Source organism: Streptomyces sp. NPDC046465, assembly GCF_040646035.1.
Lineage (GTDB): Bacteria > Actinomycetota > Actinomycetes > Streptomycetales > Streptomycetaceae > Streptomyces.
In genome coordinates this window covers 170493-186226 of sequence record NZ_JBEYZK010000002.1, presented here as the reverse complement: position 1 = coordinate 186226, position 15734 = coordinate 170493, and the positions used below count along the sequence as shown (strand labels likewise).

Here is a 15734-nt window from a genome sequence, read left to right as displayed (position 1 = left end):
TTTCCCGGTTTGCCGCGAGTGACGCGTCCCGGGTGCGGGCGCAAGCTGGACGCATGACACACGAGTCGGAATCAGGACTGCCCATCGAACCCGTGTACGGCCCCGAGGATCTGGCGGGCTGGGACCCGGCGGAGCGGCTCGGCGCCCCCGGCGCGTACCCCTTCACGCGCGGCGTCTACCCGACGATGTACACCGGCCGCCCCTGGACGATGCGGCAGTACGCCGGTTTCGGCACCGCCACCGAGTCCAACGCCCGCTACCGGCAGCTCATCGAGCACGGCACGACCGGCCTGTCCGTCGCCTTCGACCTGCCGACCCAGATGGGCCACGACTCCGACGCGCCGATCGCGAGCGGCGAGGTCGGCAAGGTGGGCGTCGCGGTCGACTCCGTGGAGGACATGCGGGTCCTGTTCGACGGCATCCCGCTGGACAAGGTCTCCACGTCGATGACGATCAACGCCCCCGCCGCGCTGCTGCTCCTCCTCTACCAACTGGTCGCCGAGGAACAGGGAGTCGACCCCGCCCGACTCACCGGCACGATCCAGAACGACGTGCTCAAGGAGTACATCGCGCGCGGCACGTACATCTTCCCGCCGGGCCCCTCCCTGCGTCTGACCGCGGACATCTTCCGGTACTGCGGGGCCGAGATCCCGAAGTGGAACACCATCTCGATCTCCGGCTACCACATGGCGGAGGCGGGTGCCTCGCCCGCGCAGGAGATCGCCTTCACGCTGGCCGACGGCATCGAGTACGTGCGTACGGCCGTCGCGGCGGGCATGGACGTGGACGACTTCGCGCCGCGCCTGTCCTTCTTCTTCGTGGCGCGTACGACGATTCTGGAGGAGGTCGCCAAGTTCCGTGCGGCCAGGCGGATCTGGGCCCGTGTGATGCGGGAGGAGTTCGGCGCGCGGAACCCGAAGTCCCTGATGCTGCGCTTCCACACGCAGACGGCGGGTGTCCAGCTCACCGCGCAGCAGCCCGAGGTGAACCTCGTCCGGGTCGCCGTCCAGGGCCTCGGCGCGGTGCTCGGCGGCACCCAGTCGCTGCACACCAACTCCTTCGACGAGGCCATCGCGCTGCCCACCGCCACATCGGCCCGCCTCGCCCTGCGCACCCAGCAGGTCCTCGCGTACGAGACGGACGTGACGTCGACGGTGGACCCCTTCGCCGGGTCGTACGCCGTGGAGCGCATGACGGACGACGCGGAGGGCGCGGCCCTCGACCTGATGCGCAGGGTCGAGGACATGGGCGGCGCGGTGCACGCCATCGAACAGGGCTTCCAGAAGGGCGAGATCGAGCGCAACGCCTACCGCATCGCGCAGGAGACGGACAGCGGCGAGCGCGTGGTGGTCGGCGTCAACCGCTTCCGGCTCGACGAGGAGGAGCCGTACGAGCCCCTGCGCGTCGACCCCGCCATCGAGGCCCAGCAGGCCGCCCGCCTCACCCGCCTCCGCGCGGACCGCGACACCCCGGCGGTGCGCACCGCGCTCGCCGCGCTCCAGCAGGCGGCGAGGGGCGACGCCAATGTCCTCTACCCCATGAAGGACGCCCTCCGCGCCCGCGCCACGGTGGGCGAGGTGTGCGATGCGTTGCGGGAGGTGTGGGGGGCGTATGTGCCGTCCGATGTCTTCTGACGATGGCTTCGGAGAGGGCCCTCGAACGGGTGATCCGGAGCGGAATGACCGCAGGGGTGGTTACGCTCATGAAGAGTGCTCCCGAAAGGAGGCTGCCGTGGCCGTGATAGTGCATGAGTCGTCGCTCGCCGATGCTGCCGACCGCCTCTGGGAAGAGCTGCCCGGACACCGGGTGGAGATCCTCAACGGGAGCATTGTTGTGACACCGCCGCCGGATGGCTCGCATCAGGAGACCTTGTCCTGGCTCACCGACGCACTCCATGACGCGGGAGCGCGGAAGGCGGGTCTCCGCTACCTGCAGGGCATCGGCCTCTGGCTGCCTACGGGCCCCGACGACTACGCGGTGCCTGATCTGTCAGTCGTCGACGACGACTACAAGAACGCGGTCGTCGAGAAGAACTGCTACGCCCCCCACGTGTTCCAACTGGTCCTTGAAGTGACGTCGTCCAACTGGGGCAACGACCTGGTGACGAAGGTCGAGACGTACGCCAGGGCAGGCGTCCCCGTCTACGTCATCGTGGATCGCAAACACGGCGAGGTGCTGGTGCACTCGGGGCCTGTGGGGGACGGATACGGAGTCCGCTCCTGCTACCAGCGCGGCCAGACCTTCTCGCTGCCTCCCCATGTCGGCATCAGCCTCGACCTCCCTGTCGACACCCTCCTGGACGGCGACTGACGGCCGCCGCAGGGGATTTTTTCGGTGTCTGTTGTCTGTCCGTAGTCCGGACACCGTTCGAGTCATTCCGTACGTGCGTGCGAGACTCCGGCCATGCTGGGTGTCACCGATCTTCCGACCTATCTCGCGGGCCTCGCGCTGATCATTCTGTTGCCGGGGCCGAACTCGCTGTACGTGCTCTCCGTGGCGGCCCGCCGGGGCGTACGCACCGGCTATACCGCGGCCGCGGGCGTCTGGTGCGGGGATACCGTCCTGATGACGCTGTCCGCGGCCGGGGTGGCCTCGTTGTTGCAGGCCAACGCGGTGCTCTTCGGGATCGTGAAGTACGCGGGCGCCGGGTATCTGGCGTGGCTCGCGGTCGGGATGCTGCGGGGCGCCGTCGCTCTGTGGCGCTCGCGGCACGAGAAGGCTGCCGACGCGGCGGGCGAGGGCGGCGGGGCGGCCGGAGGTGCCGCCGAGCGGCCGTTCCGCAGGGCTCTGGTGATCAGCCTGCTCAACCCGAAGGCGATCCTGTTCTTCATCGCGTTCTTCGTCCAGTTCGTCGACCCCGGATACGCCTACCCGGCGCTCTCCTTCGTCGTCCTCGGCGCCTTCGCGCAGGTCGCGAGCGTCCTCTATCTGACGGCCCTGATCTTCAGCGGCACCCGCCTCGCGGACGCCTTCCGCCGCCGCAAGCGCCTCTCCGCGGGCGCGTCTTCGGCGGCGGGTGCGCTGTTCCTCGGGTTCGCGGTGAAGCTGTCGATCAGCAGCGTCTGATCCGGCTCCAGACGGTGCGAGCCGCGCCGCTCAGTGGTGCCAGGCCGTACCGCCGACGTTGTGGATCATGCGCTGGAGGACCTTCAGCGTACGGACGTAGTCCTCGTCCGTGATGCCCTCGTGGATCTGCGCGCGCAACTCCTTCTGGCGCTCGGCCACGCGGTCCCGGAGCGTGCGGCCCTCGTCGGTGAGGGCGATGCGGCCCACGGCGTCCTCAGTGATCAGGCCGCGGTCGTGCAGGGCCCCGATGTCGTGGTGCAGGGCGCCCTCGCCGACTTCGAGGTAGCCCTTCAGGACCGCCACGACCTCGTCGCGGTGGCGGCCGTCCGGGGCCTGCGGGAACTGGTTGAGGGCCCACCACTGCGGCTGGGTGAGGCCCAGCTCTGCGAGGTTGGTGCGGATGTGGTGGACGACGGCGGCGCCCGCCGCCGAACTCCAGTAGCCGACGGGCTGGCCCGCGAGGTCCGTGTCGCTGTGCGAGTACGTGAAACTGGTCATGCACCGGAATCTAGAAGCTCAAGCACGCTTGAGGTCAACCCCCGCAGCGCCCCCGCAGCCCCGCACCGCGCCAGGTACTCCACGAGCCCGTCCCGCGCGTCCGTCCCGGCCCACCCCACATAGCCGTCCGGTCGGACGAGGAACAGACCTTTCCCGTAAGGCTCGTACGCGGGGACGCGGTGCACGTGCACCGACCCCTCGTCCAGCGGCGGCAGCTCACCGTCCGTACCGACCGCGAGAAGCGTGAAGTGCGGGCCCCGGAACACGTCGAACAGCGTGCCGGTGCCGTACGGCCCGTCCGGCGCCCGGTCGCCCGCCCGCAGCTCCTCCTCGCCCACCGCCGCGCGGGTCTCCACCGCCAGTGACGACTCGCGGTAGCCGATGCCGAGCTGCCGGGTGGCCGCCCCGCGCCGCGCCTCACCGCGGTGGATGCGGGTGGAGAGGCCCAGCATGTGCGCGGCGTTGGGCAGCCGCTCCTCCTCGTACGTGTCGAGCAGCGCCTCGGGCGCCCCGTGCCGCAGCACCGCGCCCAGCTTCCAGCCCAGGTTGTACGCGTCCTGGACGCTGGTGTTCAGACCCTGGCCGCCCGCGGGCGAGTGGACGTGCGCCGCGTCTCCGGCCAGGAAGACGCGGCCCTCGCGGAAGCGGTCCGCCAGTGCCGCGCGCGGCCGGAAGTCGGAGGCCCAGCGGAGCTCGGTCACGTCGTCGGCGCCCAGGTGCGTGCGGGCGGCGACGAGTTCCCGTACGCCCTGGAGGGAGAGGTCGGGGGCGGTCCCGGCGGGGAACTGGGCGGTCAGCTGGAAGTCCGCGGTCCCGGGCAGCGGGCAGATCGCCGTGTACAGGCCGCTGTCGTCGGCGGCCGGGAACATGTGCCAGTTGTCGCGGTCGAGCGCGGGGACGCGGACGTCGGCCACCAGGATCGGGTTCGGGTCGACGGTCTCGCCCGCCATCGTGATGCCGAGGGCCCGGCGCAGGGTCGAACGGCCGCCGTCCGCCGCCACCGCGTACGCCGCGCGCACCGCCACGCCCGTCGAGAGGTGCGCGACGACCTCGTCCGGCCCCTGCGTCAGCTCCGTCACCGCCGCGTCGAACACGACGTCACCGCCGAGCTCCCGCAGGCGTGCGAGCAGGATCTCCTGGGTGCGCCACTGGGGGAGCAGGCACAGTTCGCTGTACGGGGCGGACTCCGTCGGCTCCTGCGGGTCGAACATCCGGTGCTCGCCCTGCCGCGCGCCGTCCCGCCACACCATCCCGACCGGCGGCGGACTGCCCGCCGCGAGGACCGCGCCGACCACGCCGAGGTCGTCGAGGACCTCCATGGTGCGGGGCTGGAGACCCTTGCCGCGCGAGCCGCGGAAGAGGGCCGGTGTCTGCTCGGCGACGAGGGTGCGCACGCCGCGCCGGGCGAGGTCGCAGGCGAGGGCGAGACCGGTGGGACCGGCGCCCACGACGAGCACGTCGGTGCTCGTGACCGAGCCGGATCCCGTGACCTCGGCCGTTTCCTTAACGTTGTTAAGTTCCATGTCCGGGAGGATGCGCTTAACGGTGTTAAGTTGTCAAGGTGGCTACGACGAAGCTGGACCGCACCCGCGTGGCGCGCACCGCGCTCGACCTGCTGAACGAGACCGGACTCGAAGGCCTCACCCTGCGCGCCATCGCGCAGCGCCTCGACGTCAAGGCACCCGCCCTGTACTGGCACTTCAAGGACAAGCAGGCGCTGCTCGACGAGATGGCCACCGAGATGATGCGGCGGATGGGCGAGGAGTTCCTGAGCGCGCACGACCCCGACTGGCGCGTGGCGCTCACCGAAGCGATGCGGGGCCTGCGGGAGCATCTGCTGCGCTACCGCGACGGCGCCAAGGTGTTCAGCGGCACGCGCTTCACGGACCTGTCGTACGCGGCACCCATGGAGGCCATGCTGCGGGTGCTCGTCGAGGCGGGGTTCGCGCCGGGCCCGGCCGCACGCGCCTGGTTCACCATGTACAACTACACGATCGGCTACGTCATCGAGGAGCAGTTCACGTCCCCCGACCCGGCCCGCGGCGAGGGCGGCTACGACCTGGCCGAGCGTGCCGAGCGCCTCGCCGCGTACCCGCTGATCGCGGCGGCGGGCGAGGAGATATTCGGCGCGCACGGCCGCGGCTTCGAGGCGGGGCTCGCCGCGGTCGTGGCGGGGATCGGGGCGACTCTGGTCACCGCCGGGGAGTGAGTTCCCGGGTAGCGAGCTCCTGAGGAGCGGGGTCCCGGGTGAGGCCCGAGCGGATCAGCGGGGTCAGCCGCTCCTCCACGTACCGGTTCAGGAGCCACGCGAGGACCAGCATCGCGGCGATCGTCAGACCGAACGTCGCGTACGACGGCAGGCCCAGGCGCCGGTGCAGCACCTCCACCGTCACCCAGCCCAGGTGCTCGTGCACCAGGTAGAACGGGTACGTCAGCGCCCCGGCCACGGTCAGCCAGCGCCAGTTCACCCGGTCCAGATAACCGAGCGCGATCACGAGGACCGCCGCGAAACCGGCCGTCACCACCGCGACGATCACGGACGCGGAGCGGTAGGAGAAGAAGTCCGGGTTCGGCGCGTGCCACAGCTGCTCGACCGCGTAGTGCTGGCCGATCAGCCAGCTCACGCCCGTGATGCCCCACGCCGTGAGGTCGCGGCGGTCCCGGTGGATCAGGTAGATGCCGATGCCGCCGATGAAGAACGGCGCGTACTCCGGCATCAGGATCACTTCGAGCAGCGGCTCGTCGGCGGCCTCGGTGACGGCCGCCGCCAGCGTCCACACCGCGCAGAACAGCAGCACCCGGGCACGGGTCGCGCCCGGCAGGACCACGCACAGCGCGAACAGCGCGTAGAAGCGCAGCTCCGCCCAGAGCGTCCAGCACACGCCGAGCACCCGGTCCGCGCCGAGCGGCTGCTGCAGCATGGTGAGGTTGACCAGCGTGTCACTGGGCGAGACCGCCTTGTACGCGACGGCGGGCAGCGCGAACACGGCCGTCACCAGGACGATCGCCACCCAGTAGGCGGGCAGCAGCCGGGACGCCCGGGACGCGAAGAACGAGCGCAGGGGCCTGCCCCAGCCGCTCATGCAGATCACGAAGCCGCTGATCACGAAGAAGATCTGCACGCCGAGGCAGCCGTACGCCAGCCATTCACTGGCCGTCGGGAACTGCTCCCTCGGCGAGCTGCCCCAGGCCTGGGCGATCTCGCCGTCACGGCCGCCGTAGTGGTAGGCGGCGACCATGAGCGCGGCGACCAGGCGCAGCCCGTCGAGGGCGCGCAGCCGCGGCTTCCCGCGGGCGGGCCGGGTGGGTTGGGCGGGTTGGGCGGCGAGGCCGGTAGGACCGGCGGGACCGGCGGCGGGAGCGGACACCGCGGCGGATATCGGGGGCTCGGCCGTGCCTGTGGTGGCGGGCGGCGTCATCCGAGCGCGGTCCGCTTGAGCGAGCGCTGCACCGAGCGCGCGCGGCGGGCCACGCGGCGGACGGCCGCGTTGCGCGGGATGAAGGCGAGCTGCGAGGGGACGGCGCCGGGCAGCGCGAGCGCGGTGAGGCGGCGCCGCTTGAAGTAGCGCCAGGTCGCGGTGGTGAGGTTCCGCGCGAGGTAGCGCTCGGCCTCGGGGCGGAGCCGGGGGTATATCTGCGGCTGCATCGCGAAGCCGACGGCCTTGAGGAGGTGCGTCAACTCGCCGGTGCCCAGGCCCGCTTCCCGCGCCCGGACCGCCGCGCGGTCGGTGAGCTCGGGCAGCAGCGCGTCGACGATGGTGACCGGGACGCGGTTGCTGTTCTGGTAGGGCGCGAGGCGCTCAAGGAGGAGGTCCGTGCCGGTGCGGGCGGCCGGCAGGTCGTACAGCGCGGTCGCCGTGAGTAGCGCCGTGGAGAAGCAGCCGACGACGAGCGCGGGCCGCATCCGCTGGTAGAGGACCTCGGCGAGTACGGGGGTTTCGAGCACCGTCAGCTCGACGCCGATCTTCTGCGCCTCCTTCTCCAGGGCGCGCGACCAGCGGGCCGGCGCCGTGGGATGGGGCTTGAACACCACCTGGGTGTGGCCGAGTTCGGCGGCGCCGCGCACCATGCGGATGTGCAGCTCCTCCTCTTCCTCGGCGGTGAGGATGGAGAGCGCGGAGAGGTACTGGCCGAGGACGAGCGCGGGGCCTTCGAGGCCGGGGCCTTTGAAGTCGGGGCCTTCGGAGCCGGGGAGCAGGTCCGCCGACTCCGCCTCGTCGTCCGCGAGTTCGGCAAGAACCCGTACGAACGCGTCGGTCGGCACGATCTCCGGGGCGACCCCGAACTCGGTGAGGAGCAGCGGGGTGAGGCCCGGCACGAGGTCCAGGTGGAGCAGGCGCCGCACGCGGGTGCCGACCAGCGGGTCGATCTTGTTGCGGGTGGGGCCGTAGCTCATCAGGCCGTCGGCGTAGACGTCCACGGGGACGCCGGTGAAGATCTGCGCGAGGGCGAGGGCGGGGTTGACCTGGATGGACTCGACGGCCAGTTCGACGTCGTCGTCACCGAGGTCCCAGAGCAGCCGGATGTAGCGCTCCCACAGCACGACATCGTCGCCGCGCGGGGCCCAGCCGCCGGGATGGAAGGGGGCGATGGTCTCGTTCCAGGACCGCACCTCGTCGAACCGCCCGCGCAGCCGCGCGAACCCCGGCATCTCGTCCAGGGGCGGCGTCGTCTCGGGCGTCGCCGCGTTGTTGCTGACCAGGAGGATGCGCCGGTCGGCGGGGTCGAACCGGCCCGCGTCCAGGGCGGCGGCCAGCGTCGCGACGCCGTACAGCGTGGACGCCAGGAAGATCTGCGTCGTACGAGGTGTAGTGCGGGGCGTCGTACGGGACGTCGTACGGGACGTCGTCTCCGTACGGGCCGTCGCAGAGGAGGGCGGCATCACGCGGCCACCTCCGACGGCACCGGGCGCCGCCGCAGCCTGCGCAGCCGGGTCGCCCGCTGGACGTCCATGGAGTCGAGCGCGTCGTCGAGCACGCCCTGCGGCATCCGCTTCAGCGCGGCCGCACTCATTGACTTCAATTTCCGCGCCACGGATGGCTCGAACCTTTCGATGGATCCCAAATGGTGGGAGATGATCGCGCAGTAAGTGCGTACGGCCTTCGGCAGGAGTTCGTCCGCGTCGCGGTCCGCCGCCGTTTCTCGTACCACCTGGTCGAATGCTTTGATGAAATCGAGCTGGCGCACGTCGCCGATCTGCGTCAATGACGAGGCGACACCGCGCCGGTAGAACACCCCGAGGAGGCTCACCGCGGCGAACGATTCGGCCTCGCGGTGCAGCCGCCAGATCCAGGGCCGGTCCTCCGCGGTGCGCAGACCGTCGGTGAAGTGCAGCAGGCCCCGGTCGGCGAGGCGACGGTGGTAGATGCCCGCCCAGGCGTACGCGTAGTCGACGGAGGTCGAGCGGTCGGCGGGCAGGATCACGTCGCGCGGGTTCATCACGACGCCGCGCCTGCCGTGCGGGACGCGGTGCACGGAACGGGCCCGCGCGGTGCACTGCACATGATCGGTACGTACGAAATCGCAGCCCAACTCCTCAATGGAAGCGAGCAGTTGGGAGAAGTAGCCGGGCGCGAGCCAGTCGTCACCGTCCAGGAAGGTGAGGTACTCGCCGCGCGCCGCGTCGAGGCCCGTGTTGCGGGCGGTCGCGAGGCCGCCGTTGGTCTCGTGTCGGAGGTGGACGGCGCCGGGAAGCTCGCGCGCCGCGCGCTCCAGGATGTCCGGAGTCTCGTCGCGCGAGCAGTCGTCGACGAGAATGAATTCGAAGTCGTCACGTGCGTTCGCACGCAGACTCCGCAGGGTGTCGGGAGCGTATTGCTGCACGTTGTAGAACGGCACGATGACGGAGAGCTTAACCACGTGGGTGACGTTAGGTGTCAGCCCGTCATTCGGGTCGACCCGCAGTGGGATGGCAGGTGAACGACGCATGGCGGAATGGTTAACCGGGCCGCCGGAAAAGCCGTTCCCGGGCTGATTCGCCATTCGTCGGCATGCTGTTAACCCTTTGTTGCACCTGAGTTGGGCCGCGAATCGAAATGTATTCCTAGCGTCTGGGACGTGCCAGCAAGCAACCAGAACCCGCTGCGGGTCGCCGTACTCGCCGACTCCGATACGCGATGGAAATGGGGCGCTCTCACCGCGAACCGCATCGTATCGGGCGCTCGGACCGACGACCGTGACCCCGGAGGTCACCGGCTCAGTGGGTACCTGCTCCGCGGCCGGGCCACCCCCACGCCCCGGCAGCTCGACGAAGTGGGCGTGCGCGCGGACTCCCTGCGCGAGGTCACCGCCGTCGAGTTCCTGCGCGAGACGGAGCGGGAAGCGCCTGACGTGATCGTCCTCGCCCTGGTGGGCGGGGCGGTCCAGGCGGTGCTGCACGGACTCGCCCGCATCACCCAGGACGCCCGCCTCACGGACGCCCGCCTCACCGGCGGCCGGGCACGCCGCCCGATCGTCGTCACCGGCTACGTCGGCGTCGTCTACGAGAAGCTCGCCGACGGCCTCCTCCTGCGCCACGGCGCGGACGTCGTCCTCGCCAACTCCCGGCAGGACGCCGAGCGATTCCGCGCGGTGTACGAGGGGGTGGGCGCCGACGCGTCGGCGGTGACCGAGGCCGCGCTGCCGTTCCTGGGCGGCGCACCGTACGAGAAGGACGCGGGGAGCCACCCCTACACCGTCGTCTTCGCCGCCCAGCCCTCCGTGCCCGAGACCGCCGCACACCGCACCTACCTGCTGCGCAGGCTCGCCGAGCACGCCCGCCGCCACCCCGACCGCGAGGTCCTGCTCAAGCTGCGCAGCAAGCCCGGCGAGCACACCACGCACATCGAGGAACTGCCCTACCAGAAGCTGGCGCAGCGCGTCGACGGCGGACTGCCCGACAACTGCCGCCTCGTATACGGGCACATGGGCGAGGTCCTCGACCGCACCGACCTCCTGGTCACCGTCAGCTCCACGGCCGCGCTCGAATCCCTGCACCGCCGCATCCCCACCGCCGTCCTCACCGACCTCGGGGTGCGCGAGGCGCTCGGAAACCACCACTTCACCGGCTCCGGATGCCTCGCCTCCTGGGACCAGCTGGACGCGGGCCACCTGCCCGAGCCCGACGAGCGGTGGCTGGCACGGCAGGGCGTCGCCGCCGACGGAGCGTACGAGAAGGCCTTCGACGCGGCACGCGAACGCGTCGAGGACCTGCTCGGCCTGGCGGCCGCGGGCGGCCTCGCGCCCCTCGCGCCCTACTACAGCCTTGGCACCGCCCGCGGCTATCTGCCCGGCATCCTCGCCCGCCACCACCTCGGCCCCGACGGCGCACCGCTGCCGGGCGCCCCCGCCGCCGACAGGGACCCCGGACCCGTACGGCAGATCGTGCGCCGCGCGGCCCGCGGCGCCTACCGCCACGGAGTGCAGCGCGTGGCCCCCGTCATCCGGCGGATGGGCGAGCTGTGAGCCCCCGTCCCTGCCAAGGAGACCCCCGTCCCCGCCAAGGAGACCCCCGTCCCTTCCAAGGAGCCCCCATGCCCCACCCCGCCCCCGCGAGCACCCCGGCCCGCCGCGTGCTCGCCGTCATCCCCGCCCGCGGCGGCTCCAAGGGCGTGCCCGCCAAGAACCTCGCCCCGGTCGGCGGCGTGCCGCTCGTGGTCCGCGCCATCCGCGCGTGCCTGGCCGCCCGGCTCGTCACGGACGTCGCCGTCTCCACGGACGACCACGTGATCGCCGAGGCCGCCCGCGCCGCGGGCGCCGAGGTGGTCCTGCGCCCCGCCGCCATCGCCGGTGACACCGCGACCAGCGAGGCCGCCGTCCTGCACGCCATGGACGCCCACGAGACCCTGCACGGCAGGACCGTCGACGTCGTCCTGCTCGTGCAGTGCACCAGCCCCTTCCTCACCTGCGATGACGTCGACAAGGTGGCCTCGGCCGTCGCCGAGCACGGCGCGGACACGGCCGTCACGGTGGCGCCCTTCCACGGCTTCGTCTGGCGCGACGCGGCGGACGAAGCCGTGGACGGCTCCGCCGGGGTCCCCGCGCAGCGCACCGACGCGCTGGGCGGCACGGCGACGCTCGCCAACTCCACCCGTACGCACGGCGGGTACGGCGTCAACCACGACAAGTCGTTCCGCCCGCGCCGCCAGGACCGCCCCCAGGACCTCCTGGAGACCGGCGCCGCCTACGCGATGGACGCGGTCGGCTTCCGCACCGAGAAGCACCGCTTCTTCGGCCGCACCGAGCCGGTCCGCACCGACCCCGCCCGCGTCCTGGAGATCGACGACCCGCACGATCTCGCCCGCGCCCGCGCGCTCGCCCCGCTCTTCGACGCGGACCGCGCGGACGGCGCCACCGCTCTCCCGACCGCAGCAGACATCGACGCGGTCGTCCTCGACTTCGACGGCACCCAGACCGACGACAGGGTGCTGGTCGACTCCGAGGGACGGGAGTTCGTCTCCGTGCACCGCGGCGACGGACTCGGCATCGCGGCCCTCCGCAGGAGCGGCCTGAACATGCTGATCCTGTCCACGGAACAGAACCCGGTCGTCGCCGCGCGCGCGGGCAAGCTCAAGCTTCCCGTCCTGCACGGCATCGACCGGAAAGACCTCGCACTGAAGCAGTGGTGCGAGGAACAGGGCATCGCGCCCGAGCGCGTGCTCTACGTCGGCAACGACGTCAATGACCTCCCGTGCTTCGCCCTCGTGGGCTGGCCCGTGGCGGTCGCGAGCGCCCACGACGTCGTACGCGGCGCCGCACGCGCGGTCACCACCGTCCCCGGTGGTGAGGGCGCGATCCGAGAGATCGCCACCTGGATCCTCGGCCCGTCTCTCGACTCCCTCCACAGCTAAGGAAAGTTCTGCCATGAGCTCTGTCACCCCCATCACCTCCACCGGCGCCAACTCCCGCCTCCGCCAGTTCGGTTCGAAGACGGCCGGTCCCGGCCAGCCCGTGTACATCACCGGCGAGATCGGCATCAACCACAACGGCGACCTGGAGAACGCGTTCGCGCTCATCGACGTGGCCGCCGACGCCGGCTGCGACGCGGTCAAGTTCCAGAAGCGCACCCCGGAGATCTGCACCCCGCGCGACCAGTGGGACATCGAGCGCGACACCCCCTGGGGCCGTATGACGTACATCGACTACCGCCACCGCGTGGAGTTCGGCGAGTCCGAGTACCAGGCCATCAGCGAGCACTGCGCCAAGCGCGGCATCGACTGGTTCGCCTCCCCGTGGGACACCGAGGCCGTCGCCTTCCTGGAGAAGTTCGACCTGCCCGCCCACAAGGTCGCCTCCGCCTCGCTCACGGACGACGAGCTGCTCCGCGCCCTGCGCGCCACCGGCCGCACGGTCATCCTGTCCACGGGCATGTCGACCCCGAAGCAGATCCGCCACGCGGTGGAGGTCCTCGGCTCCGACAACATCCTGATGTGCCACGCCACGTCGACGTACCCGGCGCAGGCCGAGGAGCTCAACCTCCGCGTGATCAACACCCTCCAGGCCGAGTACCCGAACGTGCCGATCGGCTACTCCGGCCACGAGACCGGCCTGCAGACCACGCTCGCCGCCGTCGCCCTCGGCGCCACCTTCGTCGAGCGCCACATCACCCTCGACCGCGCCATGTGGGGCTCGGACCAGGCCGCGTCGGTGGAGCCCCAGGGTCTGACGAGGTTGGTGCGGGACATCCGCACCATCGAGGCCTCCCTCGGTGACGGCGTCAAGAAGGTCTACGAGTCGGAGCTCGGCCCGATGAAGAAGCTGCGCCGCGTGGCCGGTGTCGTCGCCGAGGCGGAGTCCGCCGAGGCCGAGCCGGTCGCGGTCTGAACGCGCGGACCGCGTTAACGGGAGACGGACACCCACGGGAGACGGACACACAACGATGAGCCCCCGAGTCGGCCGAGCCGCCGACACCACAGCCGCCCCGGCCGGTGCGGACTCCACGCTCGCCTTCGTGGAGAGCCCGGTCCAGCTCCTCAACGTCCTGGAGTGGGCGCACGCCGCGGCCGCGGCAGGCCAGGCCGGGGGCCTCACCGTCGTCGTCCTCTCCCCGAACGACCCCATGACGCGCGGCCAGCTGCGCCGTATGGCGCAGCTGGCCCGCGACGAGGGCTTCGAGGTCCGCTGGGAGGAGGCGCGCGGCGGCGCGACAGCACCGTTCCACACCGTCGGGGGCCTCTCGGGCGCCCTGCGCAGGGCCGACCGGGTCGTCATAGGAGACCCGTTCTCCCGCTACGTACAGCTCCTGCTCACCATCACCCGGGCCCGCTCCCTGGTCGTGGTCGACGACGGCACGGCCACGATGGAGTTCATCTCCCAACTGGCCCGCGGCGAACGCCTGCAACGCTGGCACCGCAAGGGCGGCAGACCGGGCCCCCGCGACCTCCTCTTCGCCCCCGTCTCGGCCTCGGCGCGGCGCCGCCTGACCCCCGGTGGGACGCGCACCGTGGAGGTCTTCTCCTCCATGCCGATCGACAGCGCCCCGGACGGCGTAAGGGTGACACCCAACGCCTTCGCCTGGACCAGGGAACGCTTCGGCCCGCCCAAGATCACGCGCGGCTCCGACCTGGTCGGCACGTCGCTGGTGGAGACGGGCGTGGTCGACCCGGACCGCTACGTCGAGGCGGTCCGCGCCCTCTCCCGCGCGCACGGCGCCACCCGCTACTTCGCCCACCGCCGCGAGAGCTCCGAGAAACTGCACCGCCTCGCGGTCGAGACGGGCCTCCAGGTGGTCCGCCCGGACCTCCCCCTGGAACTCATCGCCCGCCGAGGCCCCATCGGCCGCACGATCCTCAGCTTCCCCTCGACCGTCGTCCACACCCTGCCGCTCGCCCTGGCGGGCACGGACGTGAAGGTGGCGGTCTGCGACATCGACCCGTCCTGGCTCACGGAGACGGCGTCCCCGCGCGCCCAGGGCTTCCTGTCGGGCGTGACGGGCACGGCGCGGGACGTCCACCGGTTGACGTCGGTACGGCACGTGGCGCCGGCGTAGCGGGGGAGCGGTTACGTTTGTGGGTCGCGCTGCTGCTGGAGTTCTTCGAGGCCCAGCAGAGCAGGTCCTGCGGCGCTTCACCCGCGGCGGGCCCAAGCATCCGGCGTACCGGGCGATCGAGGAACTGGGCCGCGCGGTGCGTGCGGTGCGTACGGCGTTCATCTGCGACTATCTCGCCGACGCGGAGCTGCGGCGTGAGATCGACAGCCTAGGTGGCCTGACCTGAATCGCCGGTCAGAGCAGCCGCGGTCAAGGTGAGGTGCTGGACCAGGACCGCGGCTGCGGTGTCGGCGTCGCGGGCCAGCACCGCCTCCTCCAGCCGGCGGTGCTCCTCGACGCCGTCCCGGCCCGGATTACGGTGCGCCGACCAGCGGCGCGCCAGTTCGCTCGCGGTCCACATCCGGTCGAAGGTGTCCAGCAGCACGGGGTTGCCGCAGCCCTCCAGCAGCGTCCGGTGGAAGACCCGGTGCGCCTCGGCCCAGGCGGCCGTGTAGTACTCGCCCGCCTCCGGCACATACGCCGGAGTGCGCACCAGACGGTGGTGGGCGGCTCGCACACGGGCCTCCCAGTCGACGTCGCCGCGCTCGATGGACATGCGCAGTACGACCGGTTCGACGGTCCGGCGGGCCTCCGCGACCTCCTGCCAGCGGCGGTCGGAGAAGGACGGGACCGCGAAACCGCGGTTGGGCAGCCGGTCGGCGAGCCCCTCGCCGACCACCCGCACGAGCGCCTCGCGCACCACGGCCAGGCTCACACCCTGCTCCTTGGCGAGATCCTGCGGCTTGAGAGGGGCACCAGGGGGGTGGTCCCCGCGCATGATCGCGTCCCGCAAATGTGCGTAGACCTGCTCGGAAAGCATCTGCTTCCCCGGCGGGGTCGAGGAGTGCGCCATCTGAGTCATGCGCTCATCCTAGATGATCCCCGAGATAATCGATTATCCGTGTTACGGTCGATTCAGTAGCCGATGAAGACCTTCTCGTCCGGAAAGGACTACCGCTGTGCCTGCCCGCCGGCCGGACACGGCCCGCACCGTTACTTCATCGTCGTGCACGCCCTCGACATCCCCGCCACAGGCGTTCCGGCCGACGCCACACCGGCCGTCCTCGGCTTCACCATGGCCGGTCACACCCTCGGACGCGCCGTGTTGATCGCCACCGCCGAAACACCCGCCTGACAGCGCCGCCCGACTCCCGAAAGGCACCAC

At 71.4% G+C, this 15734-nt stretch carries 16 protein-coding genes; 10 read left to right on the top strand and 6 right to left on the bottom strand.

What is annotated here, in order from left to right; translation table 11 throughout:
* Window positions 1-53 precede the first annotated feature (53 nt).
* The 3 genes from ABZ953_RS03820 (at window position 54) to leuE (ending at window position 3066) form a co-directional block, all read left to right on the top strand.
* Window positions 54-1634, top strand: coding sequence for a methylmalonyl-CoA mutase family protein (locus ABZ953_RS03820; RefSeq protein WP_361716188.1), 1581 nt, complete (start codon window positions 54-56; stop codon window positions 1632-1634).
* 97 nt (window positions 1635-1731) lie between these two features.
* Entirely contained in the window at window positions 1732-2310 is a 579-nt protein-coding gene (locus ABZ953_RS03815; protein ID WP_361716185.1) for a Uma2 family endonuclease, read from the top strand.
* 93 nt (window positions 2311-2403) lie between these two features.
* A complete protein-coding gene (gene leuE, locus ABZ953_RS03810) occupies window positions 2404-3066 on the top strand; it encodes a leucine efflux protein LeuE (RefSeq protein WP_361716182.1) in 663 nt (220 codons plus the stop codon).
* 30 nt (window positions 3067-3096) lie between these two features.
* Here the strand turns inward: leuE and ABZ953_RS03805 are convergent, their stop codons facing one another.
* Entirely contained in the window at window positions 3097-3564 is a 468-nt protein-coding gene (locus ABZ953_RS03805; RefSeq protein WP_361716179.1) for a MarR family winged helix-turn-helix transcriptional regulator, read from the bottom strand.
* On the bottom strand, window positions 3561-5087 hold the full coding sequence (locus ABZ953_RS03800; RefSeq protein ID WP_361716176.1) for an FAD-dependent monooxygenase: 1527 nt from the start codon (window positions 5085-5087) through the stop codon (window positions 3561-3563). The genes ABZ953_RS03805 and ABZ953_RS03800 overlap by 4 nt, the downstream gene beginning before the upstream one ends.
* A gap of 38 nt (window positions 5088-5125) precedes the next feature.
* Between ABZ953_RS03800 and ABZ953_RS03795 the strand changes: the two genes are divergently transcribed.
* The gene (locus ABZ953_RS03795; RefSeq protein ID WP_361716173.1) at window positions 5126-5773 is read left to right on the top strand and encodes a TetR/AcrR family transcriptional regulator C-terminal domain-containing protein; all 648 of its coding nucleotides are present in this window, start codon (window positions 5126-5128) and stop codon (window positions 5771-5773) included.
* On the opposite strand, the gene ABZ953_RS03790 is transcribed toward ABZ953_RS03795, so the two are convergent.
* Genes ABZ953_RS03790 through ABZ953_RS03780 form a run of 3 tightly spaced genes read right to left on the bottom strand, consistent with a single transcriptional unit; the run spans window position 5757 to window position 9423 of the window.
* Entirely contained in the window at window positions 5757-6983 is a 1227-nt protein-coding gene (locus ABZ953_RS03790; protein ID WP_361716170.1) for an acyltransferase, read from the bottom strand. The genes ABZ953_RS03795 and ABZ953_RS03790 overlap by 17 nt on opposite strands.
* On the bottom strand, window positions 6980-8446 hold the full coding sequence (locus ABZ953_RS03785) for a polysialyltransferase family glycosyltransferase (RefSeq protein WP_361716167.1): 1467 nt from the start codon (window positions 8444-8446) through the stop codon (window positions 6980-6982). The genes ABZ953_RS03790 and ABZ953_RS03785 overlap by 4 nt, the downstream gene beginning before the upstream one ends.
* Window positions 8446-9423, bottom strand: a complete 978-nt coding sequence (locus ABZ953_RS03780) for a glycosyltransferase family 2 protein (protein ID WP_361716164.1) — start codon at window positions 9421-9423, stop codon at window positions 8446-8448. The genes ABZ953_RS03785 and ABZ953_RS03780 overlap by 1 nt, the downstream gene beginning before the upstream one ends.
* Before the next feature lie 198 nt (window positions 9424-9621).
* Between ABZ953_RS03780 and ABZ953_RS03775 the strand changes: the two genes are divergently transcribed.
* The 5 genes from ABZ953_RS03775 (at window position 9622) to ABZ953_RS03755 (ending at window position 14756) form a co-directional block, all read left to right on the top strand.
* Window positions 9622-11007, top strand: a complete 1386-nt coding sequence (locus ABZ953_RS03775; protein ID WP_361716161.1) for a DUF6716 putative glycosyltransferase — start codon at window positions 9622-9624, stop codon at window positions 11005-11007.
* A 68-nt stretch (window positions 11008-11075) separates the two neighbouring features.
* Window positions 11076-12392, top strand: coding sequence for an N-acylneuraminate cytidylyltransferase (locus ABZ953_RS03770; RefSeq protein WP_361716158.1), 1317 nt, complete (start codon window positions 11076-11078; stop codon window positions 12390-12392).
* Window positions 12393-12405: 13 nt separating this feature from the next.
* Window positions 12406-13365 carry an N-acetylneuraminate synthase family protein gene (locus ABZ953_RS03765; RefSeq protein ID WP_361716155.1) on the top strand — a complete coding sequence of 320 codons (960 nt, stop codon included), beginning with the start codon at window positions 12406-12408 and terminating at the stop codon, window positions 13363-13365.
* A gap of 55 nt (window positions 13366-13420) precedes the next feature.
* Window positions 13421-14530 (top strand): hypothetical protein, encoded by a 1110-nt coding sequence (locus ABZ953_RS03760; RefSeq protein ID WP_361716152.1) that lies wholly within the window; start codon window positions 13421-13423, stop codon window positions 14528-14530.
* Window positions 14531-14549: 19 nt separating this feature from the next.
* On the top strand, window positions 14550-14756 hold the full coding sequence (locus ABZ953_RS03755; protein ID WP_361716149.1) for a Tn3 family transposase: 207 nt from the start codon (window positions 14550-14552) through the stop codon (window positions 14754-14756).
* Here ABZ953_RS03755 and ABZ953_RS03750 read toward each other — a convergent pair.
* Window positions 14739-15431 carry a GntR family transcriptional regulator gene (locus ABZ953_RS03750; protein ID WP_361716146.1) on the bottom strand — a complete coding sequence of 231 codons (693 nt, stop codon included), beginning with the start codon at window positions 15429-15431 and terminating at the stop codon, window positions 14739-14741. The genes ABZ953_RS03755 and ABZ953_RS03750 overlap by 18 nt on opposite strands.
* A gap of 63 nt (window positions 15432-15494) precedes the next feature.
* Between ABZ953_RS03750 and ABZ953_RS03745 the strand changes: the two genes are divergently transcribed.
* Complete coding sequence (locus ABZ953_RS03745) at window positions 15495-15704, top strand: YbhB/YbcL family Raf kinase inhibitor-like protein (RefSeq protein WP_361716143.1); 210 nt, start codon at window positions 15495-15497, stop codon at window positions 15702-15704.
* Window positions 15705-15734 lie beyond the last annotated feature (30 nt).